Below are 21676 nucleotides of genomic sequence, written 5' to 3' on the forward strand. Positions count from 1 at the left end.
AGCCGCTGGATACAGCCCGTCACCGGATCAGCGGGTCGCTGTCCCTCCTTGGTGCGGGTGATGCGGGTGAGCGGTGGCGCGAACGGGGCACACGGCCTCCGACTGCGGGTCCGCCGCTGCGGCCTGGCGGCCTGCGGGAGTGTGACGCTCCGTGTCCGTGCCGAGGTCCGTGGCGAGGCCCGTACCGGGGTGCGCGGCGAGATCCGTGCCGGAGTCCGTGCGGCGGAGCGTCATGGGGATGCCGTACTTGGCCCGCAGGGTGATGTCCGGCTGCGTGACGATCGGATGGCCGGGCACCAGGTCCAGGTGGAAGCGCTGCAGCAGCGAGGCCGTGACCAGGGTCAGCTCCATCGTGGCGAAGGCCATGCCCGCGCAGTCCCGCGGCCCGGCGGCGTACGGCAGATAGGCACAGCGGGGGCGGCCGGCCGAACGTTCGCGGGTGAAGCGCTCGGGGTCGAAGCCCTCCGGGTTCTCCCAGAAGTCCGGATGGCGGTGCGTGAGGTGGATGCCGAGCAGCAGGAAGGTGCCTGCCGGGATGTGATGGCCGCCGATCTCGTCGTCCCGCAGCGGCATCCGGGGCACCTGCCACAGCGGCGGATACAGGCGCAGGGCCTCCTGTACGAACATCTTGAGGTACTTCAGGCGCGGCAGGTCGTCCTTGGTGGGCGGGCGGCCGCCGAGCACCTCGCGGACTTCGGCACGGGCTCGCTCGGTCTCCGCGGGCTGGACGGACATCAGGTAGCAGATCCAGGACAGCGTGGCCGCGGCGGTCTCGTGCCCGGCCACGAACAACGTCATGACTTGATCCCGGAGTTGACGATCCGTCATCGATGCACCGGTGACCGGGTCCGTGGCGCGCATCAGCATGGACAACAGGTCCGGCGGACCGTCACCGTCCGGGGTGTCCGGGGGTCCACTCCCCCTGCGACGTTCCGCGATGAGCCGGTACACCGTCTCGTCCAGGAGCGTCCGGGCGGCCGTGAACTGCCGGTTGCGGCGGGTGGGCACCCACTCCGGAAGATCGACCACGGCGGTCAACTTGCCGTTCAGATGCTCCAGTTGTACGCGGACGGCTTCGCCGAGCGCCCGGGCGTCCACCGACCAGTCGGCGCGGAACAGGCAGCGCGCCAGGATGTCCAGGGTCAGGCTCTGCATCTCGGTGCGTGCGTCGATCTCGCCGCCCGCACGGGCCACGCGTTCCCAGCCGTCCAGCATCCGCTCGGTGCTGTCGACCATCACCTCGGCGAACCGCTCCAGGGGCTCACGCCGGAACGACGGGGCCACGGTGCCCCGTTGGCGCTCCCACTCCTCGCCCTCCGTGGTGACCAGGCCCCGGCCCACCGAGACGCTCACCTTGTCGTTGAAGTCGTCCGGGTGCGGGTAGTTGGCGAAGTTGTCGACGAGGATGTGGCGCAGGTGGTCGGGGTGGGTGACGAGGACGACCGGTACCGGTCCCCGGAAGCTCACGAGGTCGCCGTACTCCCGCCAGGCGCGGGTGAAGGTTTCCAGGGGGTCGCGGCGGAAGTCGGGCGCGGAGCCGAGCAGCGGCAGACCGCGCGGGCCGGGTGGCGGGGCGGCGCCCCGGCGGGCCCGGTTCATCGGCTGCCGCCTTCCGCGCGGGGCCCCACCGAGCCGCCGCACTCCCCGGTGCGCTCCGTGACGTGCTCCACTCTCATCGGCATGCCGCCTCGCGGGTACAGGAAGACATTGGACGTCGGCTCGCGCACATGCCCGGGGGCCAGGGTCAGTCGGTAGGACTGCAGGATGCGGGCCAGGACGAGCGGCACTTCCAGCAGCGCCACCGACGCTCCCGGACAGCGCCTGGGACCGCGGGAGAAGGGCAGATACGCGTACAGCGGTACGCCGCCGGAGGCGCGTGCCGTGAAGCGCCCCGGGTCGAAGCCCTCCGGGTTGGGCCAGAACCCGGGATGGCGGTGCATCAGATAGGGGCTGATGAAGACCTGCGAGCCCGCCGGGACGCGATATCCGCCGATCTCGTCGTCCTGAAGCGGGCTGCGCGACAGCGTCCACACCGACGGGTAGAGCCGCAGCACCTCCTGGACGAGGGCGCGGGTGTACGCGAGTGCCGGGAGGTCGTCCGCGGACGGTGCGCGCCCGCCGCACACCTCGGCGATCTCGGCCCGCATGCGGCGTTCGGCCTCCGGGTGGCGGGAGAGCAGCGAGAACGCCCACACCAGGCACAGCGCCGTGGTCTCGTATCCGCCGAGGAACATCGTGACGACCTCGTCGCGCAGTTGCCGGTCGCTCATCCGCTCGCCGGTCTGCTCGTCCCGTGCGGCGAGGAATCGGGTCAGCAGGTCGTCGGGGGGGGCGTCGTCGAGGCGCCGCTCGGCGATCAGCCCGTAGACGAAGCCGTCGAGGAGGGTGCGCGCGGCGAGGAACTCCCGGCGGGCGCGGCTCGGCAGCAGCTGCGGCAGCTCCACGAAGCGCTGCAGCCGCGTATTGGTGTAGGCGTTGCACAGGCGCACCGCCCGGGCGATCTCACCGGCCTGGCCGCCGGTGAGCGCGGTGCTGAAGATCGACTGCATCACGATGGTCAGCGCGAGCCGCATCATCTCCGGGGTGATGTCCAGGATGCGCCGCTCATCGGCCGACGGGCGCCATTCGTCGACGAGTTCGGCGGCGGCGTCCACCATGGTGGGCCCGAACGCGGCGATCCTGGACCCCTTGAAGGCGGGCTGGGCCAGCCGCCGCTGGCGGAAGTGGAAGTCTCCGTTGCTGGTGAACAGGCCCTGCCCGCACCAGGGTTCGAACTTGCCGACGGAGAGCGGGTCCTTGGGGTAGTTCGGCTGCCGGTCGTCGAGGACGTGCTTGATGTAGTCCGGGTGTGTGACCAGGAAGAGTTCGACGCCGGGGACCTGGAAGCGCACGATGTCGCCGTACTGGCGCCAGGACCGGGCGAACGTGCCCACCAGATCGCGCACCAGGTGCGGTCCTGAGCCGACCACCGGGTAGCCGCGCGGGCCCGGCGCCCGGCGTCCGGCGCCGGCCGCGCTCATGTGCCCGCCTTGTGTGCGGAGGCCTGGGCGCGGCGGCCCGCGGTGGCCTGCAGCCAGGCGAAGCGGGCGGTGCTGGTGAAGGGGTGCGCCCAGCGGCCGAGCAGCCCGGTGCCGGGCGGCGGTTCGGCGCCGACCTGCCGCAGCAGGGACAGGTAGTCCGACTCCATGTCCATCTCGGCGAGCAGGCCCCGCGCGTCCCAGCGCTGCAGTGCGAACTCGTCCATGCGGATCACCCGGCCGGTGGGCGGGATGCCGAACAGTTCGCCGTGATGGGTGCCCGTGAGGCGGATCCGCGAGCCGACCCGGTCGCCGTCGCGGAGGATGTGGAGGAGGTCGAGGCGCAGGTCGGGCTGGGCGCTCAGGAGCTGCCCGATCAGGGTCTTGAACCCTTCGCGGTCCAGGACCGGCCGGCCGGGCAGCCGGAACCGGGCCTCGGGCTGGGCGAGTTCGTCGAAGGCGGTCAGGTCGTGCTCGTTGAAGACGCGCTCGCCGAGTTCGCGCGCGCGGGCCTTGAGGTCGGGCCCCGCCGCCGTCACCGCCTGCCTCCGCTCCGGGCCGCCCTGACTCTGAGCAGTGCGAGCCGGGCGGTTGCCTTCAGGGAGTGGGCGATGCGCCCGAGCGGAGGGGTCTCTTCGGGGGCGATGAGGCCGAGTTGGGTCATCACGGCGAGGCCGTCCGACTGCTGCCACAGCTCGACCACCCGACCGTCCTCGAACCGGAACAGCGTCGTCTCGGTCGCACACACCGCACGGCCGGTCGGCGGCAGCCCGGCGAGCTCTCCCCGATGGGTGCCGCGGTACTCGGCGCGCAGCAGGACCAGGTCGCCCTCGGCCAGCACGTCCAGCGTGCGGTACCGCGTGTCGGGCAGCGCCCGGCGCCGGTCGAGGACCGCCTGCTCCAGGGCCGCCGCGCCCAACTCCTCGGAGACGTCAGGCAGATGCGTGCGCAGATGCGGTCCGCAGTGGTCGTCGATGGCGCTCAGGTCACCGTGATTCCACAGCCGGTCGGCGAGACGGTCTGCGATCGCCGGGTACGCATCCGCCTCCGGGCCGCCGGTGTACGGCGGCGGGTCACAGCTCGGGGCCGACATCGCGGACCCCTTCGCTGCGCAGGATCTCCTGGGCGGTATGGCTGCCGGACACGATGACCCGCAGGGCGCTCGCCGCCTGCGCCCAGTGCCCCGACAGGTACAACCCCCCGATGGGAGTGCGGTAGTTGAGGCGCTTGCTGCCCGCCTGCAGCGGTGTGTTCTCCCAGCCGTAGGCGGCGCCCCGGTGGTTGCCGGTGTAGCGCTCCAGGGTCAGCGGGGTGGCGCTCTGCACGAAGGTCATGTGGGCCCGGAAGCCCGGGTAGAGCCGCTCGATCAGGCCGAGGTACTTCTCCTCCAGCTCCGGCTTCAGCTCCTCCCACGCCTTGGGACCCTCGTAGGGGGCGAGCGCTGTCGAGGTGACCAAGTGCTCGCCCGGCGGGCCGAGTTCGGGGTCGAGCAGGGTCGGTACGACGACCACGGTGGCCGGGGCGTCTCCGTCGGCGATGCGCTTGAAGGTGTAGTCGTGGTCGGTGTCCTCGTAGATGAACGTCTCGTGGGCGCCACCCTGGGCCGCGATGTCCAGGGTGGTGGCGGCGTACACCACGAACATCGACATCGACGGCTTCAGCGAGCGCAGTCTGCGGCGGTACGCGCGCGGCAACTGCTCGATGCCCACGAGGTCCTCGAAGGTGTGGGTGGCATCGGCGTTGGAGATCACCACGGGTGCCGTCAGCGCCTCGCCACCGGCGAGGACGACTCCCGTGACCCGGCCCTCGGACACCTCGATCTTCTCCACGGCGGATTCGGTGACGACCTTCCCGCCGTGCCGTTCGATGGCCGTGACCAGGGCGTCCACCAGGTTTCGGAAGCCGCCCCGGCAGTGGTAGAGGCCGTGCATCTGCGTGAACAGGAAGCGCGCGAACAGTTCGAAGGACAGCTGTGAGGGGGGCAGTCCCATGTACGGCCAGCCCGCAGTGCAGAAGGCCCTGGCCCGGGGGTCGGTCACGTACCGGTCGAGGACCTCGGCCAGGGTGTGCATCCGGTGCCCGAACAGGGTCGGGAAGCGCTTCACCGCCTCGCCGAGCTCCTTGGGCGTCAGCTGCACGGGCACTTGGTGCGCCTCGGCGAGGAAGCGTTCGCACAGCTCGAAGAAGGCGCGGATGCCGGCGGCCTCGTGCGGGAAGCGCTCGGCGTGCGCGGCGATGAACGCCTCCGTGCCGAAGGGCGCCTCCAGGGTGTCGCCGTCGATGACGACCCGGTAGAGCGCGTCCGACTCGATGAAGTCGCACATCTCGCGCACGCCCAGCCAGCGCAGCAGGACGTCGATCGTGCCGCCGCTCTGGGCGCCGGGGACCACGTGGATGGCGGGGTCGAAGTAGCGGCCGTCGTGCTCGAAGGCGTGGGCGTAGCCGCCGATGCCCCGGCCGCGTTCGGCGACGAGGACGCGCCGCCCGAACTTCGCCAGGTAGGCGGCCGCGGCGAGCCCGCCGAGGCCGCTGCCGACGACGATCGCGTCGTAGTCGTGGGCACCGTCTGCCGGCGCGGTGCTCCGTGTTGTCCCGGGCTCTGCCTGGCTGGTCATGGTCGCTCCATGGGGCGGGGGCCTGCTTCGAGAGAGCCGGAACGGTGGGCCACGGACACCCGTGGACCCGCGCTGTGCCGGGTACGGTCGTACGTCGCCGGGCCGTCCGCAGGCGCGACTTCGAGCGGCGGGGACACCGCGTCCGTGCCCCGTCGGGGCAGCACCAGGGCGGCGACCAATACGCCGAGGACCGCGGCCCAGGCGCCGATCAGCAGCACTTCGCCGAAGGCGTGTCCGAACGCCGCCCGTGCCGCGGCCCACAGCGTCGCGCCGCTCTCCCCGCCGATCCGCGCGGTGACGGCCATGGCGCGCCCGATCGAATCGGAAATCGCGTCCGCCGCGGCGGGCGGAGCCGCGCCCAGGTCGGGCAGGCCGCCACGGTAGGAGGTGGACAGTGCGCTGCCGATGACGGCGATGCCGAGGGTGCCGCCGATCTGCATGGACGCGTCGGTCATCGCGGCTCCGGCGCCCGCCTGTTCGCTCGGCGCCGCCGCCAGCATGGCGTCCGTGGCCGCCGGCATGGTCAGGCCCATGCCGAGGCCGAGCACGGCGAGGCCGGCCATCACGGCGTTCTCGGTGGGGCGTCCGGCGCCGGACGCGAGCAGCAGCGCCCCCACGGTGAGGGCGAGGCCGGTGGCGACGACCGTGTTCAGGCCGAGCCGCTGGACCAGGTGGGGGGCGAGTGGCGCGGTGAGCATGACGGCGGCCACCGGCAACAGCCGCAGTCCCGCCGCCAACGGGTCGTGGGCCAGGACGAATTGGAGGTACTGGGTCAGCACGAACAGCACGCCGTACATGGCGAAGGACAGGGCCGCGATGGCCACGGCGGAGCCGGTGAAGGCACGGCTGTGCCACAGCTCGGGCGCCAGCATCGGGCGCGCCGTGCGCCGTTCGTGCCGTACGAAGGCGACAAGCAGCAGTGCGCCGACGGCCACCGGCCCCAGACTCGTCCAGCCCGTCCATCCGTCGCGGGACGCCTCGACCAGGCCGTACACGAGGATTCCCAGACCGGCGACGGACAGCAGCGTGCCGGCCAGGTCGAGGCCCGGGTGGCGGGCGGTGCGCGACTCGGGGATCAGGAGCATTCCCGCGACGAGGGCGAGGGCGACCAGCGGCACGTTGACCAGGAAGATCGCGCCCCACCAGAAGTGTTCGAGCAGCAGTCCGCCGACCACCGGTCCCAACGGGACGCCGAGGGCGGCCGCTGCCGCCCACACTCCGATGGCGCGGGCCCGCTCCGCGCCCGCGGGGAACACGTCCTTGATGATCGCGAGGGTGGCGGGCATGATCATGGCCGCTCCGACGCCCATCCCGGCCCGCGCCAGGATCAGCGCGCCCGACGTGTCCGCGTACGCGGCGGCCAGCGAGCAGCCGAGGAAGACGAGCAGCCCGAGCGTCAAGGTCAGCCTGCGGCCGAAGCGGTCGGCCAGGCTGCCGCTGAGCAGCAGCAGCCCGCCGAAGCAGAGCGTGTAGGCATCGACGGTCCACTGCAACTGCGTGCCGGAGGCGCCCAGTTCGGTCTGGATGCTGGGCAGCGCGAGATTGAGGATCAGCGTGTCGATGCTGATCACGACGAGGCTCAGGCAGAGAACGGCCAGGATGGCCCAGCGGTGACGGTGGCCGCTCTCCGTGCGCGGGTTGCTCCCTTCCCGGCTCAGCGGGGTGCTCGCTTCCCGGTTCACCGGACAGGCACCTCCGCCGTCCAGTCCACGACCGTGCCCGCGTAGATCCACTTCGTGCTCTCCACGCCGATCAGCATGACCCGCAGTCCGGGCTTGATCCGTCCGGAGCGCCAGGCGTCGTCGAGGAAGAGCGGGACCGCCGCGCAGCCGACCGCGCCCATGGTGGACAGACTGTCGATGATCTTCCCGGCCAGCGAGCGCCACTCGGGGGTGTCCAGGCCCGCGGCCCGCAGCGCGTCCAGCATCCAGCCCACGTTTCCCTCGGGGACCAGGCACAGGTCGATGCTGTCGGAGGTGACGCCCGCGCAGGCGAGGGTGTCGGAGATCGCCTCGGTCACCATGACCGGGGTGAAGTCGCCCGCGCCGACCACGTCGACCTTGAGGTCCACCAGGCGCTTGGCCGCCAGCTGCCGGTGGATGGGGGCGTGGGTGCCGCCGCCGACCGCCCAGATGCCCGGCGCCCGGTCGCCGCCGATGGCCCGCGTGGCACCGGCGAGCAGGCCGCCGGTCAACTCCCCGACGCCGTACGCCTGTTCACCGCTTTCGACCTCGTCGGCACGGAGCACGATGGCGCCCGCGCCGTCGCCGAACATGTAGACCGGCATGCGGTCCCGCATCCGGATGGTCTCCGGGTCACGGCCGAGGAAGACCGGGGCGAGCACGGGTGAGATGGCCTCGCTGCCGATCACCATCGCCGTGCGGTAGCGGCCCGAGGCGAGGTACATGCGGGCGATGTCCAGGCCCTGCACCACCCCCGCCCCGCCGGAGCGCAGCTCCATCGTGGCGCAGCGCGCGACGCCGAGGCGTTCCTGTACGAGGTTCACCACGGGCGGCAGCGTGTAGTCCGGGGTGCCGGTCGCCAGGATGAACAGGTCGATGTCGCCGGGCTCCATCCCCGCCGAGTCCAGCGCGCGGCGCGCCGCCTCGCAGGCCATGTCCGAGTTGTTCTCCCGGTGTTCGCCCGTCTCCGGATCGATGATCCAGAACCGGCGCTCGATCGACAGCCCGTTCAGTACGTCATCGGGGAGCGGCCCGACCAGACGCTCGATCCGGTCGTTCGTGATCGGCTCCCCCGGCTGATAGCCGCCGGTGCCCACGATGCGTACCGCGCTCATCGCGTCCCCCCGCACGTGCGGCTCACAGGCTGCGGGGGCCGGCAGGGGCTCAAGAGCCCACGGCCGGTACGGCATCGGCCTCGGGGATCCGGGCGCCGCCCGCCTCGGCCTTCCGTACGACCATCTGGACCAGGTTGTCCACCGTGAACAGCCCCATGACCTTCGCCGCCTGCAGGTTGCCGACGAGCTGCGCGGTGTCGATCTGCGGCATGACCAGCTTCAGCTGGTTGAGGCCACGCTCCGTGACGATCTCGTCGGCGTCGCCGAACTCCTCGTCGGGGATGCCGCCTTGGACGTACTCCGCGAGTTCCGCGGCCTCGATCTTGATGCCGAGCCGGCGCTCGATGCGGAAGAGGATGTCGAGGAGGTCGATGGATTCGGCGTCCAGGTCGTTCAGCAGGCTGGCCTCGGGGACCACCTCCTCGGGCTCCGCGCCGGTGGCTTCGGCGACGGCCTTGCCGATGACTTCGCGGATCTCGTCCTGGTCCATGGCACCACCTCTGTCTAGCGCCGCGGCTGCTCCTTCCGGAGCGGCCGCCGCGGGATTTCCGCAGGGCGGGGCGCCGGCTCCGTCCTGCCCGGGCACTGCCGGCACCCTCGCCGACACAGATCCGCCGGCGGGCCAGCTGGATACACCGTCGGTCACCAGGATGCGGAAATTCCCCCGAATTCCGTAGTCGTTCCTCACTGACAGTGAACGGCGCGCCCTGGTGCCCCACCCCTCTTGGGCGACTAAAACAAGCTGCCGCCGAGGCCCCCGGGCAAGATCTTGAGCCGAAGATCCGGGGACCGCAGGAACCTCTGGCAAGGGGACGTCGATGACCCAGCTGAGCGATCACGAACGACTGCGCACGCGTCCGGCCGTCGCGGGCCGGGTCACCCGCGAGCAGCCCTCGGAGGCGCTCGTCGCGGCCTGCCTGGCCGGTGAGCAGGACGCCTGGTCGAAGCTGGTCAACCGCTACTCGCCGCTGGTGCGCACCGTGGCGCGGTCGCACCGGCTGAGCACCGCCGACTGTGACGAGGTCTGTCAGCTGACCTGGCTGCGGGTGTACGAGAACCTGGCCCAGCTGCGGTGCGCCGCGAGCTTTCCCGCCTGGGTGACCACGTGCGCGCGCCGCGAGAGCGTCAAGCAGCTGGGCCGCGCCGCCCGCTACGTCCCGGTGGGCGACAGCTCCCAGCTCGACCGGCACGGCGGCGGGCCCGTCGTCGACGACAGCGGGCCGGAAGGTTCCTGGATCGGTTCGGAGCTGCGCGGCGAGGTGCTCGCGGCCCTGCGGGAGCTCCCGCCGCGCGACCGGGCGCTGCTCACCCTGCTCAGCGCGGACGAGCCGGTCAGCTACGACGATGTGAGCCGCCGCCTCGGGATCGCCCGCGGCTCGGTCGGCCCGCTGCGCGGCCGGGCGCTGCGCAGGCTCGCCGCTCTGCTGCGCTCGACCGGCCCGGACAGTGCGCCGGTGCCGATCTGACCCTCGTACTCTGCACGCCGGAGGGCGATTCCGCAGGTCAGAGGCGGCGCCTTTGGTCGGCCCAATGTTGGTTCACGCACGCACGCCAAAACACTGGCACGAGTGGTCCAGTCCAGTCAGAATCGCCGCACACGCACGGTCAACCTGCATAGCACTTCTCCGAGTTCCCCCCTTTCCTCGGCAAGGAGACAGTGATGTCAGCAGTGTTCAGCCGACGGTGTGCGGCCCTCGCAGCAACCACCGCATTCCTCGGACTAAGCGCCCTCACCGGGACCGCCTCCGCGGCGGACTCCCCGTCCGCACCGCCGGACGCACCCGGCGCCGCCTACAAGGCCGCGCACGACACGCTCGGCCCGCAGAGGCTGACGGCGGCGCAGCGAAGACTCATCGCGGAGAAGGAAGCCGCGGCCGCGAGAGGGCACAGCGGCGCCTCGGCCCAGGGCATCCAGGCCGGGTACGTCACCTCCGGCGGCATCCAGCAGTCGCAGAAGACTTCGTACTGGTGCGGCCCCGCCACCTTGGTGATCACCCAGTCCGCCCACGACGAGGCCGGCGGCCGCTCCCAGCAGGACGCGGCAACCCTCCTCAAGACCAACACCAGCGGCACGGCCTGGTACGGCATCGACATCAACGTGCCCAATCCGACCGGCTATCCCATGGCGGACGCCCTCAACGCCCGCCTGCCAGGGGCCGGTTACGTACCGAAGGCGCTGCCGTACTCCCCCACTGCCACCGACAAGGCGAACTTCAAGTCGCACATCATCCACAACACCGACGTCGACTACGGGATCGCGGGCAATGCCTGGGAGGTGCCGGGCGGCCCCCATCTGGTCGGCCATCCGAACATCGAGATCTTCCACTGGGTGTCGGTCGACGGCTACAACAGCGACAACGGCGCCGGACAGGTGAACTATCTGGACCCGGTGGGCGGGGTGAGCACCAGCGTCATCTCGTGGGCCGGGAGTGTGCCCAGGTCCGCGCACATCTCGGCGGACACCCTCACCACGATCATGGGCGGCCGTGGGTACGTCTGGTAGGTACGCCGCCGTGCTGTGCGCCGGGCTGGTCCTGGCCGGCCTGGCGGGCTGCACTCCGGACCGTCAGCCGTCCGCCCGGCCGGCCCACAGCACGGCCCGGGCCGAGGTGTCCCCCTCGTCCGGGCCCTTCATGTCAGGGCCCGCCTGTGAGGTGACGCTGCCCGGCGGCTGGCGCTCGGCGCTCGCCGCGAGCGAGGTGAAGGCACCGGCAGACGCCCATGCCGTACTCACCGAGGCGGGTCCCGACGCGCAATGGGTGGCCGTCCAGCTGACGGACGGTCCGCGCCGACGGGCCGCACTGATCCCGTCGGGCGGCTCGCCCCGGACCCTGCTGAACTTCGCCGACCCGGTCGAACACCAGTTGCTGAGCGCCGACTTCGACGGTCGCCGAGCGGCCTTCGCGGTGTTGGAAGGCCGCTCCCTGAGCAGCCCGTGGTCGCTGTACGTATGGGATGCGCGGTCCGGAAAGGCACGCAGACTGGCCCGTTCCACGCAGCCCGGACCGCTGCCACAGCCCGTGCTGCACAAGGGCCGGGTGTACTGGGCGCAGGGTCTGGGCGGGGGCGAGGCTGCCGTCCTGCGGGCATCGGGCGACGGCAGCGGGAAGCCGCGCACCCTCCACACCGGGGTGTTCGACACTCCCTTCGCGGCCGGCGAGCGGCTGGTGTGGCGAGAGGGCAACGCCGAGGGCACCCGGCTGCTCGCCCTGTCGCTCGACACCGAGCGCCCCATCGCACTGCCCGGGGCCATCGCCGAGCTGCGCGACATTCGCTCGGCCGCCTCCGACGGGCGCCGTTGGGCATGGGTGGACGGCGAGGCCGAACCCCGATTACGGATGTGGCAGCAGGGCGTGCCGGCGCCGACGACCGCGGTCACCGGCGCGCCTTCCACGGAGGGAGCCGACCAGCTGCGGGTCGGCGGCGACCTGATCACGTGGCGGACGACCGAGGCGGCGTACGCGCTCGATCTGCGTGCGTCCAGTTACGCCAGGGTCACTCCGCAGTACGGCTACGCGCAGGCCAGGAGTGGCACGTTGGCCATCGCCTACAGTCGGGGCGAGGCGAAGTCCGCGCAGGCGCGCGCGGTCATCCAGGTGGCCCGCGCGGACCGGCTGCGCCGTCTGCCGGGCTGCGACGGAGCGTGACGGCCGGTACTGCTCTGCACAACAGTCGTACAGAGACGCACTGTTGACCTAATATCCGGCTACCCCCGCACCCTTCCGCAGCACCCACCCGCCTCTCCCACCGGAGCGCCCCGTTGGACACCTCACCGGCACCCGCCACCCCCGCCCGGCACCAGCCCTCCCGGCCGGCGCACCGCATGGACCCGTCCGGCGGCTGCCCGCACGCGGACAACGCCCGGCTGCTCGCCCGGGGCGCGGTCGCTCCGGTGCTGCTGCCCGGCGAGGTGGCGGGGATGGCGGTCCTCGGGCATGACGCGCTCCGGGAGTTCGTCTCGCACCCCGACGTCGCCAAGAACGCCCTGCACTTCACGGCGTTGCAGGCGGGCGCGATACCGGACGGCTGGCCGCTGAAGACCTTCGCCACGGTGCAGGGCATGACCACGGCGGACGGCGCCGACCACCGGCGGCTGCGGTCCCTGGTGAGCCGGGCGTTCACCACGCGCCGGGTGGAGGAACTGCGCCCGCGCATCGAGAAGTTGACGTCCGACCTGCTCGACGACCTCGACCGAGCGGCCGTCGCGGGCGACGGGGTCGCGGACCTGCGCACGCACTTCGCGCTGCCGCTGCCGATGGGCGTCATCTGCGAACTGCTCGGCGTGGACGCCGAGTACCACGACCGTCTGCACCACCTCTCCAACCAGATCGTCGCCACCGACATCGGCCCCGAACGGGCATTGGCGGCCAACCGAGAGATGGTGGAGGTGCTGGGCGCCGTCGCCGCCGCCCGCCGGGAGCGGCCCGGCGACGACCTCACCTCCGCCCTGATCGCCGCCCGTGAGGAGAACGGCGACCGGCTCGGCCCGCACGAGCTGATCGGCACCCTGATGCTCATGATCATCGCCGGGCACGAGACGACGCTGAACCTGATCACCAACGCCGTACGCGCCCTGTGCACGCACCGCGACCAGCTCGACCTGGTCACGTCGGGCCGGGCGAGCTGGGCGGACGTGGTCGAGGAGACACTGCGCTGGGACAGCCCCGTCAGCTACTTCCCGTTCCGCTACCCGACCCGGGACCTGATGCTGGACGGCACTGTCATCCCCAAGGGCACCCCGGTGCTTGCCGGTTACTCCGCGGCGGGCCGCGACCCGGGGGCCCACGGCCCGGACGCCGACCGCTTCTCCCTCGCCCGCGAAGGCTCCGCGCGCCATCTCTCCCTCGGGCACGGCGCGCACTACTGCCTGGGCGCACCACTGGCCCGCATGGAGGCCACCACCGCCCTCGCGCAGCTCTTCGCCCGCTTCCCCGAACTCAACCTCGCCGTCCCTGAGTCGGAGCTGCCGCGCCACGCGTCGTTCGTGGGGAACAGCGTGCGGAGGCTGCCCGTACGGCTGCACGGCTGAGCCCGCGCAGGAGGAGACCGGCATGGCAGGGGAGGCAGGAGGCAGACATGGCAGACAGCGCGGTCCCACCGGAACCCGAGTCACCGCAGTTGAGCACCGTCGAGCAGTGGCGCACCTTTCTGACCTCGTACAGCGCGGACGTCCTGCGCGCGGCGGAATCGTACGAGTGGTGCGACGTCACCGAAGACCAACTGGCAGCCGGCTGGCTCGGGTTCGAGGGGGCGAGCGAGCAGCAACTGGCCGCCGTCGAGCGGCGGCTCGGCATGCGGCTGCCGCCCTCCTACCGTGCGTTCCTCGGAGCGTCCGACGGCTGGTGGCACCTGGGCCCGTTCATGTACGAGATGCGGACCACCGAGACGGTGGGATGGCTCCGGGACACCGAACCCACCTTCTGGAAGATGCTGCACTCACACGGCGGGGACGAGGCCGCCTTCATGGACCGCGTCCTGCTGGTATCCGCGGTCGGCGACGCCCAGTACTGGCTCCTGGACCCGGGCGAGGTGTCGCCCGCCGGGGAGTGGACGGCGTACACATGGGCGAGCTGGCACCCCGGGCTGAGCATGCCCAGCGCCTCGTTCGGCCAGTTGGTCATCGACCAACGGCGGTCGTTCGAGGAATTGAGCGACGAGCACGAGTACACGTACGACCCGAGCTCTCGCGCAGGTGGGCCGAAGGCACCGAGGTAAGCCCGGAGGACGGCCACACACAGCTCGGCTCCCGGCCAAGGTCCACCCCTCGCCGGGAGCCGCGTACACCCCGAAGTCAGCGCACCGGCGCCCCCGGCCCCAGCGGAATCCCGAGCGCCCACCACACCAGGAACAGCACCGTCCACGCCACGGTCATCGCGATCGCCAGCGGCAGCGTGTACGAGGCGAGCGTTCCGATGCCCGCGCTCTTGCGGTAGCGCTGCAGGAAGCCGAGGGCCATCACGAAGTACGGGCTCATCGGGGTGATCGCCGTGGAGCCGGAGTCTGCTATCCGGAACAGTGCCTGCGTCGTCTCCGCCGGCACGCTCACCAGCATCAGCATGGGTACGAGGACCGGCGCCGCCAGCGCCCACATGGCCGAGCCGCTGGTCACCATGATGTTCACCAGCGTGAGCAGCAGCAGGATCAGCAGGAACACCACGACGATGGGCATCCCACTGCTCTGCAGTGCCTCGGCTGCCCTGACGGCGAGCACATCGCCGAGGTTCGTCCAGTCGAAGTAGGCCAGGAACTGGGCGATCGCGAAGAACAGCACCAGGACCGGTGCCATCTGCCGGATGCCCTGCCCCATCAGCTTCGGCACGTCGCCCGGCTTGGTGATCGACCCGGAGCGGAATCCGTAGACGATGCCCACCAGGCCGAACAGGAACGCGACCACGGCCGCGATCCCGTCGAGGAACGGCGACTCGACGATGCTGCCTCCCTCGCCGCGCAGCGGGGACGAGGCCGGCACGAGCAGCGCGATCAGCACCACGATCGCGGCCGTCATGGCGAGCACGGCCGTGCGCAGCGCCGAGCGCTCCCGCGCGCTGAGGGTCAGGGTGCCGATGTCGTCGAGGTCCGCGTCCGGGTCGGCGTCGAGATCGGGCCGCCTGCTCAGGACGAGCTTCGTCACCAGCGTGATCACGGCGGCGAGCAGCAGCGAAGAGGCGATGTTGAAGAACCAGTTGGACAGGGGCGACACATACGCGCTCTCGCCGCCGACGACCTTGGCGGCCGCGGTGGTGATGCCCGCGAAGATCGCGTCATTGGGCGTCGGGACCGGACTCGCGTCGTACCCGGAGGCGATCGACGTATAGGCGACGACGATGCCCAGGATCGGCGAGCGGCCCACCGCGCGGAAGGCGAGACCGCCGAGCGGCACGAGAATGATGTACGCGGCCGCCGAGGCGACATGTGCCACCGTCCCGGCGAACGCGACGGCGAACACCACCCAGGACGCGGGGACGCGTGAGACGCTGACCCGCATCAGCGCGGCGAGGAAGCCGCTGCGCTCGGCGACGGCGACGCCCATGATGACGACGACGATCGTCGCCATCGGCGGGAAGGTGGCGAAGTTCTCGACCATGGTCGAGACGGCCATGGCCAGGCCCTCGCCGCTCAGCAGGTTCTGCACGGCGACGGTCTTGTCGTCGGCCGGCGAGACCACGGAGAGGTCGGCCGCGGCGAGTACGGCGCTGATCACGGCGAGGATCCCGGACAGGATCCAGAACAGCCAGAACGGGTGGGGCAGGGCGTTGCCGGCCCGTTCGACCACTCCCAACGCGCGGATGAGACGCGGCAGTTCGGGTGCCGCGGCCTTGTCGTGTGTGCCGGGTGGGGCGGGGGGCGGTGCGCTCATGGGTGGCCTCCTTGCTCGGGTCGTCGGGTCGTCGGTCAGCGCAGGACGGAGTCGGGCAGCCGGTGGCGGGACACGAAGTCCCACAGCACCTCGTGCGCCTCGATGGTCTGGGTGGTGTAGCCGCCGCCGCTGTAGCTGTCGGCGCCGGGCCAGGTGTGTCCGCCGTCCGTCACCGCGACATGGCGTACGTCGGCGCCGGAGCGGCACTTGGTCCAGTTCGTGAGGGTGATGTCGGGTGCGACGGTTTCCGTCGTGGGTCGGGTCGCGCAGCCGTTGCGGGACGCCCAGCGCGCCGTCCAGTCGCGGATCGCCGGGAGGCCGCGCTCCTCGTCACCGAGGTACGGGATGGTCGCGTCCCCGGTGCCGTGGAAGTCGATGACCGGGACGGGCCGCGAGGGACGGCAGTTCTTGCCGGTGTCGGGATAGAAGGCACCCGCGACCGGCGCGACGGCGGTGATCCGGTCGGCCCTGCGGCACGCCAACAGGCCGGTGAATCCTGCCCCGTTGGACTTCCCGGTCGCATAGACGCGGGCGCGGTCCACACAGAGCGTGCGCTCCAGTTCGTCCAGGAGATCGTCGGTGAAGGCCACGTCGTCCACGCCCGGTGCCGCGTAGGGCGCGCCCTGCCAGGCCTGCCGTTCGCCGTCGCCGGTCCCGACGACGCCGTTGGGGTAGGCGACGATCGCGGGCAGCTCGGAGAGCTTGGAGAACTCCTCGGTGCCCTGGCCGGTGTTGCCTCGGCCGTGGAAGGCCAGCACGACCGGGAAGCCGCGGTCGGGGGTGTACTCCGGTGGCAGGTGCAGCTGATACGTGCGGGCGAGGCCGCCGCTGGTGAGCGGGTGCAGGGCGCTGCTGCCCGGCTCCTGTGGTGCGCTCTGCCCGCACCCCGCCGGGTTCCGGACCTCCGTGGCCGTCCCCGCGGTGCGGGGTGCGGCGGCGGCCGGTGTGCACAGGCCGCCGAGCAGGGCGATCGCGGAGGCGGCCACGGCCGCGATCAGTCCGGGGCGGCCCCTTCGGTTGCCGGTCCCGGCCGTACGGATCTTCCGGTTGCTGCCGTGCGCGGTGCGATTCAAGGCATGCTCCTTCCGCCGGGCGCCATCGGCGTGCGTCCGGCTGTGTCAACGGGGCTTGCGGGCAGGGCGGACCGGCGGCGGAGTGCGTGCCGCTGTCTCGTTACGGGTGTGGGGGGCGGGTGACTCGGCTCAGGTGTCGAACCCGGGTGGGGCGGTTCAGGTGGGGAACCCGGCCGGGGCGGCTCAGATGTCGAGCCACTCCTTGACGAAGGCGGTGATCGAGGCAACGGCCGCGCCGACGATCGCCCGGCCGTCGGCGGCGGTGGCGCTGCGCGGGTCGCCGAGTACGCCGTTGGCGCTGAGCCGGTCGTAGGGCACGGCGAGGGCGGGGTGGCCGGAGCGCCGGGCGAGCCGGGAGAGCGGGTCGAGGTCCGCCGTGCGCGCCGAGCCTGCGGTGAGGCGGTCCTCGTGCACCAAGTGCGGTGCCAGGTGGAGCATTTGGGCGGTCTCGGCCTCGCCGCTGTGCCCGTGCACCTCGCTGACCCGCATGCCCGCCACGACGTCGGAGGCGAGCGGGGTCAGCGGTGTCCAGGCGAACTGCAGTTCGGGGTGGGTGACGAGCAGGTCCTGCGCCACGGTCGACAGGGTGGCGTTGTTGCCGCCGTGCCCGGTCACCACCAGGATCTTGCGCCAGCCGTGGCGGTGCAGGCTGTCGACGTACTCGCGTACGACCGTGGCCAGGGTGGTGGTCGTCAGGGTGACCGTGCCGGCGAAGGCCAGATGGTGCGGGGAGACCCCGACGGGCAGCGAGGGGCCGATCACCGCGCGGCCCGCCAGCTCGGCCGCCACGAGCCGGCAGACCTGCTCGGCGCGGATCGTGTCGGTGGCCAGCGGCATGCCGGGGCCGTGCTGTTCGAAGGCACCGGCCGGCAGGATCACCACCGGGCTCTCCGTCACCGCCCGGGCCGCTTCCTCGGTCGTCATCTCCGCCAGCCGCAGGGGCCGTTGAGTTCCGGACCCCGCCGCCCGGCTCATCGGGAGTCCTCCGGGAAGTCGGCGGCCAGGACCGCGTCGCGGATCGCAACCAAGTGGTCGCGGGTCAGCTGCTCGGCCCGGTCCGCGTCCCCCTCGCGTACCGCTTCGAGTATCTCCAGGTGTTCGGCGTGGTCGCGTGCGCGGTCGTTGTAGCGGTGCCTGATCTCGACCTGCTCGCGCGAACGGACCTGCAGAAGCGCCTCGACGGCCTCCCGCAGCAGGGCGTTCCCACTGGTGGCCGCCAGTGCGACGTGGAAGTGCACGGACTGCCGCAGCGACTCCTCGGGCGGGTGCAGCGCGTTGCCGGCGGCTGCCTCCAACTGCCGTACGCCCTCGGCCACCCGGGCACGCGCGGCCGCCCCCGCGATGGCCGGTTCGACGACGAGGCGTGCCTCGACGAGTTCGAGGACCGACTCGCGACTGCTGCGCGGCAGATGCGGGTTGGCCATCAGCCGCCGCTCGATGCCCGGTCCGACGTACGTTCCCGAGCCGTGCCGGAACTCCACCACGCCGGTGGCCTCAAGGCGGCGCAGCGCCTCGCGCACCGTCGGAGTGGTCACCTCGAAGCGGCGCGCGAGGTCGCGCGACGACGCCAACGCGTCGCCCGGGCCCAGCTGTTCGGAACGGATGATCTCCACGATGCTGTCCGCGAGATGCTCGGACAGCGACAACTCACCACGACTCATAAAGTGAATAGATCACTTGATGAGTTGGGGTGTCAACGCTCGTGACAGGACTTCTCCGAGGAGACTTCAGCGGCCCGGGCGGCTCCCGGCGGGTCGAGTTCGCTCAGCCCGTGGCGTGGCTCGGCCAGGTCCGGGCCGTGGCGGAGCGCGTCCAGTACGACGCGGACGGCCGCGCGCGGGGGTGTGCCGCGGCGGATCGCCGCCGTGATCGTGCGCGTCACCGGGGTGGCGAGCTCGCGGGTGGCGACGCGATAGCGGCTGTCGACCGCCAGGCCGGGCAGCAGCGCGATCGACAGACCGGCCTCCACGTGCTGCAGGGTCATCATGTAGTTGCTGAACCGGCACACCACCCGTGGCTCGAACCTCGCCTGACGGCACAGCCGCAGCGCGAGGTTCGCCATGTACGACTGCGGCACGTCGAACGCCCACGGCTCGTCCGCGCAGGCCGCGAGGTCCACGGCGCCACGCCCGGCCGCGGGGTGCTCCGGCGGGACCACCAGCACGATCGGGTCCGTGGCCAGCGGCACGAGATCGATGTCCGGCCCGAGCGGCAGCTCGTCGAAGTCCGAGGTCGTGATGATGATGTCCGCGTCGCCGGTCCGCAGCGCGGGCATGCTGGCGTGCGGCTCCAACTCCAGCAGCTCGACGTCCAGATGCGTATACGCGCGTGCCAGTCGGGTCACCGCCGGCACGGCCATGGTGTGGATCGCGCTCTGGAACGCCCCGAGCCGCACGAGCCCGGCCGGCTCCTCGCCGAAGCCGCGCAACTCCGCCTCGACGCCGTCCATGTGGTCGAGGATCGCCCGGGCCCGCCGCGCGAGGATCAGTCCGGCCGAGGTCAGCCGCACCCGGCGGCCCGTTCGTTCGAGCAGTTGGGTGCGCGTTTCCGTCTCGAGCACGGCGAGCTGCTGGGACACGCTCGACGGGCTCAGGTTCGCGGCCTGGGCGACGGCCCGGACCGTGCCCAACGTGTCGAGCTGGCTCAGCAGGCGCAGCCTCCAGGGGTTCATCACGCCGTCATTGTTGTGCGGATCTGCCGAACAGGAAACCCGGAATTGTGAGATGGACGTGTCACTCGGGCGCGACCTACCGTCGAAGCCATGGCTGCTTCGACTTCCTCCTCCCTGCCGACCGCCAACAGCTTCTGGGCCGACGCCGAGCGGCATCTCGTGCGCTACGGCGGCGAGTTCACCCGCGAGATCATCGACCGCGCCGCCGGGAGCTTCGTGTACACCGCGGACGGCCGGAAGATCCTCGACTTCACCTCCGGCCAGATGAGCGCGATCCTCGGCCACTCGCACCCGCAGATCGTCGCGACGGTCCAGCGGCAGGTCGCCACCCTCGACCACCTCTACAGCGGCATGCTCAGCCGCCCGGTGGTCGACCTCGCCCGGCGCCTAGCCGAGACCCTTCCCGCGCCGCTCGACAAGGCGCTGCTCCTGACGACGGGCGCGGAGTCGAACGAGGCCGCGATCCGGATGGCCAAGCTCGTCACCGGCAAGCACGAGATCGTCTCGTTCGCGCGGTCCTGGCACGGCATGACGCAGGCCGCGGCGTCCGCCACGTACAGCGCGGGCCGCAAGGGCTACGGCCCTGCCGCGCCCGGCAACTTCGCCATTCCCGTGCCGAACGCGTACCGGCCCGACTTCACCACGGCCGACGGCTCCCTGGACTGGCGGCGCCAGCTGGACTTCGCCTTCGACCTGATCGACGCCCAGTCGACCGGCAGCCTCGCCGCGTGCCTCGTCGAACCGATCCTCAGCTCCGGCGGAGTCATCGAGCCGCCGCCCGGATACTTCGCCGCCCTGCACGCCAAGTGCCGGGAGCGGGGCATGCTGTTGATCCTCGACGAGGCGCAGACCGGCCTCTGTCGCACCGGAACCTGGTACGCCTTCGAGCGCGACGGCATCGTCCCCGACATCCTCACCCTCTCCAAGACCCTCGGTGCGGGACTCCCCCTGGCCGCCGTGCTCACCAGCGCCGAGATCGAGCAGGAGGCGTACGACCGCGGCTTCCTCTTCTTCACCACACACGTCGCCGACCCGCTGGTGGCCGCGGTCGGCAACACCGTCCTCGACGTCCTGATCGACGACAAGCTCGACGAACGCGCCCGGTCGCTGGGCGAGTTCCTCCGTCAGGGCCTGACCGACATCGCCGGGCGCCACGCGGTCGTCGGGGACATCCGCGGCCGGGGCCTCCTTGCCGGGCTCGAACTCGTCGCCGATCGCTGGGCGCCGTCGCAGAGCTCGGACGAGCTGGGCGCCCGGGTCACCCGGCGCTGCCTCGCTCTCGGCCTGCACATGAACATCGTCCAACTCCCGGGCATGGGCGGGGTCTTCCGCATCGCACCACCGCTGACCTCCACCGAGGACGAGCTCTCGCTCGGCCTGACGATCCTGGACGAGGCGATCGGCGACGCCTGCGCCGGGCGGTGACCGGATCCGTTGATACGATCACCGGACGCGTGACCGACGCGGCTGCTCCAGCGACGAGGGAGGTTGATGAATATGGCCCGCCAGACGCTTCATCAGCATGCCCTTGTCCGGGTCGCGCCTGGTAGGTGAGCGACCCGGTCGTCCACATCGACCTGGAGTGTCGCGTGTCTTCTTTCTCTTCCACCCCGCCCTCTTCTCCTTCCTCTCTGACCGGTACGGATCTGACCACGGAGCGCCTTGTGCTGCGGCCGTGGTCCGCCGACGAGATCCGCGCGGTCCTCGGTGACGACCACCTCGCGTGCTGGGCAGGGGACTTCCCCGCCGAGGGCGACCGCGTGATCGCGGGCTTCATCTCGGAGCAGTCCGATGCGACAGCCGCGTACGGCCACCGTCTGATCGTCGAGCGGGAGGGCGGCTCGGTGGTCGGCTCGATCAGCCTGTTGTGGCCGCCGCGCGAGGGCGCCCTGGAAATCGGGTACGGCATCGTGGCGTCACGGCGCGGTCGCGGCTATGCCTCCGAAGCCACCAGGGCGCTGGTCGAGCTCGCGCTGAGCTTGCCCGACGTGCACACGGTGTACGCCGATGTCGAGCTGTCGAACCCGGCCTCGGTGCGGGTGCTGGAGAGGGCCGGACTGCGGCGCTGGAGCGAGGACGCGACCACGGCCCGGTTCCGCGCCACGGGGCCGGATCCGTCCCGGCGATAGTTCTTCGGGGATCGGCA

Annotated in this window: 20 protein-coding genes; 7 read left to right on the plus strand and 13 right to left on the minus strand. The window is 71.6% G+C overall.

The window, feature by feature from the left end:
• Positions 1 to 27: 27 nt before the first annotated feature.
• The 8 genes from OG430_RS04765 to OG430_RS04800 are packed head-to-tail and all read right to left on the minus strand — an operon-like array spanning position 28 to position 8919.
• The gene (locus tag OG430_RS04765; RefSeq protein ID WP_327351134.1) at positions 28 to 1599 is read right to left on the minus strand and encodes a cytochrome P450; all 1572 of its coding nucleotides are present in this window, start codon (positions 1597 to 1599) and stop codon (positions 28 to 30) included.
• Positions 1596 to 3020 (minus strand): cytochrome P450, encoded by a 1425-nt coding sequence (locus OG430_RS04770; RefSeq protein WP_327351135.1) that lies wholly within the window; start codon positions 3018 to 3020, stop codon positions 1596 to 1598. Before OG430_RS04770 ends, OG430_RS04765 begins: the two co-directional genes overlap by 4 nt.
• Positions 3017 to 3556, minus strand: coding sequence for an ester cyclase (locus OG430_RS04775; protein WP_327351136.1), 540 nt, complete (start codon positions 3554 to 3556; stop codon positions 3017 to 3019). Before OG430_RS04775 ends, OG430_RS04770 begins: the two co-directional genes overlap by 4 nt.
• The gene (locus OG430_RS04780) at positions 3553 to 4110 is read right to left on the minus strand and encodes an ester cyclase (RefSeq protein ID WP_327351137.1); all 558 of its coding nucleotides are present in this window, start codon (positions 4108 to 4110) and stop codon (positions 3553 to 3555) included. The genes OG430_RS04775 and OG430_RS04780 overlap by 4 nt, the downstream gene beginning before the upstream one ends.
• The gene (locus OG430_RS04785) at positions 4091 to 5632 is read right to left on the minus strand and encodes a phytoene desaturase family protein (protein ID WP_327351138.1); all 1542 of its coding nucleotides are present in this window, start codon (positions 5630 to 5632) and stop codon (positions 4091 to 4093) included. Before OG430_RS04785 ends, OG430_RS04780 begins: the two co-directional genes overlap by 20 nt.
• Positions 5629 to 7314, minus strand: coding sequence for an MFS transporter (locus OG430_RS04790; protein WP_327351139.1), 1686 nt, complete (start codon positions 7312 to 7314; stop codon positions 5629 to 5631). Before OG430_RS04790 ends, OG430_RS04785 begins: the two co-directional genes overlap by 4 nt.
• Positions 7311 to 8429, minus strand: coding sequence for a 3-oxoacyl-ACP synthase III family protein (locus tag OG430_RS04795; protein ID WP_327351140.1), 1119 nt, complete (start codon positions 8427 to 8429; stop codon positions 7311 to 7313). The genes OG430_RS04790 and OG430_RS04795 overlap by 4 nt, the downstream gene beginning before the upstream one ends.
• 49 nt (positions 8430 to 8478) lie before the next feature.
• Positions 8479 to 8919, minus strand: a complete 441-nt coding sequence (locus OG430_RS04800; RefSeq protein ID WP_327351141.1) for an acyl carrier protein — start codon at positions 8917 to 8919, stop codon at positions 8479 to 8481.
• Positions 8920 to 9247: 328 nt separating this feature from the next.
• Between OG430_RS04800 and OG430_RS04805 the strand changes: the two genes are divergently transcribed.
• From OG430_RS04805 to OG430_RS04825, 5 genes are all read left to right on the plus strand, one after another.
• Positions 9248 to 9895 (plus strand): RNA polymerase sigma factor, encoded by a 648-nt coding sequence (locus OG430_RS04805; protein ID WP_327351142.1) that lies wholly within the window; start codon positions 9248 to 9250, stop codon positions 9893 to 9895.
• A gap of 194 nt (positions 9896 to 10089) precedes the next feature.
• A complete protein-coding gene (locus OG430_RS04810; RefSeq protein WP_327351143.1) occupies positions 10090 to 10932 on the plus strand; it encodes a hypothetical protein in 843 nt (280 codons plus the stop codon).
• Positions 10916 to 12076 (plus strand): hypothetical protein, encoded by a 1161-nt coding sequence (locus OG430_RS04815; RefSeq protein WP_327351144.1) that lies wholly within the window; start codon positions 10916 to 10918, stop codon positions 12074 to 12076. The genes OG430_RS04810 and OG430_RS04815 overlap by 17 nt, the downstream gene beginning before the upstream one ends.
• Positions 12077 to 12252: 176 nt before the next feature.
• Positions 12253 to 13458, plus strand: coding sequence for a cytochrome P450 family protein (locus tag OG430_RS04820; RefSeq protein WP_327358955.1), 1206 nt, complete (start codon positions 12253 to 12255; stop codon positions 13456 to 13458).
• Between the two features lie 47 nt (positions 13459 to 13505).
• Entirely contained in the window at positions 13506 to 14144 is a 639-nt protein-coding gene (locus OG430_RS04825; protein ID WP_327351145.1) for an SMI1/KNR4 family protein, read from the plus strand.
• A gap of 76 nt (positions 14145 to 14220) precedes the next feature.
• On the opposite strand, the gene OG430_RS04830 is transcribed toward OG430_RS04825, so the two are convergent.
• The 5 genes from OG430_RS04830 to OG430_RS04850 all read right to left on the minus strand — a co-directional run bounded on the left by OG430_RS04830 (position 14221) and on the right by OG430_RS04850 (position 19530).
• Positions 14221 to 15786 carry an AbgT family transporter gene (locus OG430_RS04830; protein WP_327351146.1) on the minus strand — a complete coding sequence of 522 codons (1566 nt, stop codon included), beginning with the start codon at positions 15784 to 15786 and terminating at the stop codon, positions 14221 to 14223.
• A 35-nt stretch (positions 15787 to 15821) separates the two neighbouring features.
• Positions 15822 to 16859 (minus strand): alpha/beta hydrolase family esterase, encoded by a 1038-nt coding sequence (locus tag OG430_RS04835; protein ID WP_327351147.1) that lies wholly within the window; start codon positions 16857 to 16859, stop codon positions 15822 to 15824.
• 183 nt (positions 16860 to 17042) lie between these two features.
• Positions 17043 to 17783 carry a creatininase family protein gene (locus tag OG430_RS04840; RefSeq protein WP_327351148.1) on the minus strand — a complete coding sequence of 247 codons (741 nt, stop codon included), beginning with the start codon at positions 17781 to 17783 and terminating at the stop codon, positions 17043 to 17045.
• A gap of 47 nt (positions 17784 to 17830) precedes the next feature.
• Positions 17831 to 18520 carry a FadR/GntR family transcriptional regulator gene (locus tag OG430_RS04845; RefSeq protein WP_327351149.1) on the minus strand — a complete coding sequence of 230 codons (690 nt, stop codon included), beginning with the start codon at positions 18518 to 18520 and terminating at the stop codon, positions 17831 to 17833.
• A gap of 32 nt (positions 18521 to 18552) precedes the next feature.
• Positions 18553 to 19530: a LysR family transcriptional regulator gene (locus OG430_RS04850; RefSeq protein WP_442816690.1), complete on the minus strand. Its 978-nt coding sequence runs from the start codon at positions 19528 to 19530 to the stop codon at positions 18553 to 18555.
• A 90-nt stretch (positions 19531 to 19620) separates the two neighbouring features.
• Here OG430_RS04850 and OG430_RS04855 point away from each other — a divergent pair, with 90 nt between their 5' ends.
• Entirely contained in the window at positions 19621 to 20955 is a 1335-nt protein-coding gene (locus OG430_RS04855) for an aspartate aminotransferase family protein (RefSeq protein ID WP_327351151.1), read from the plus strand.
• Between the two features lie 164 nt (positions 20956 to 21119).
• On the plus strand, positions 21120 to 21659 hold the full coding sequence (locus tag OG430_RS04860; protein ID WP_327351152.1) for a GNAT family N-acetyltransferase: 540 nt from the start codon (positions 21120 to 21122) through the stop codon (positions 21657 to 21659).
• Positions 21660 to 21676 lie beyond the last annotated feature (17 nt).

The sequence above is a fragment of the Streptomyces sp. NBC_01304 genome, assembly GCF_035975855.1.
In the GTDB taxonomy this organism is placed as follows: Bacteria; Actinomycetota; Actinomycetes; order Streptomycetales; family Streptomycetaceae; genus Streptomyces.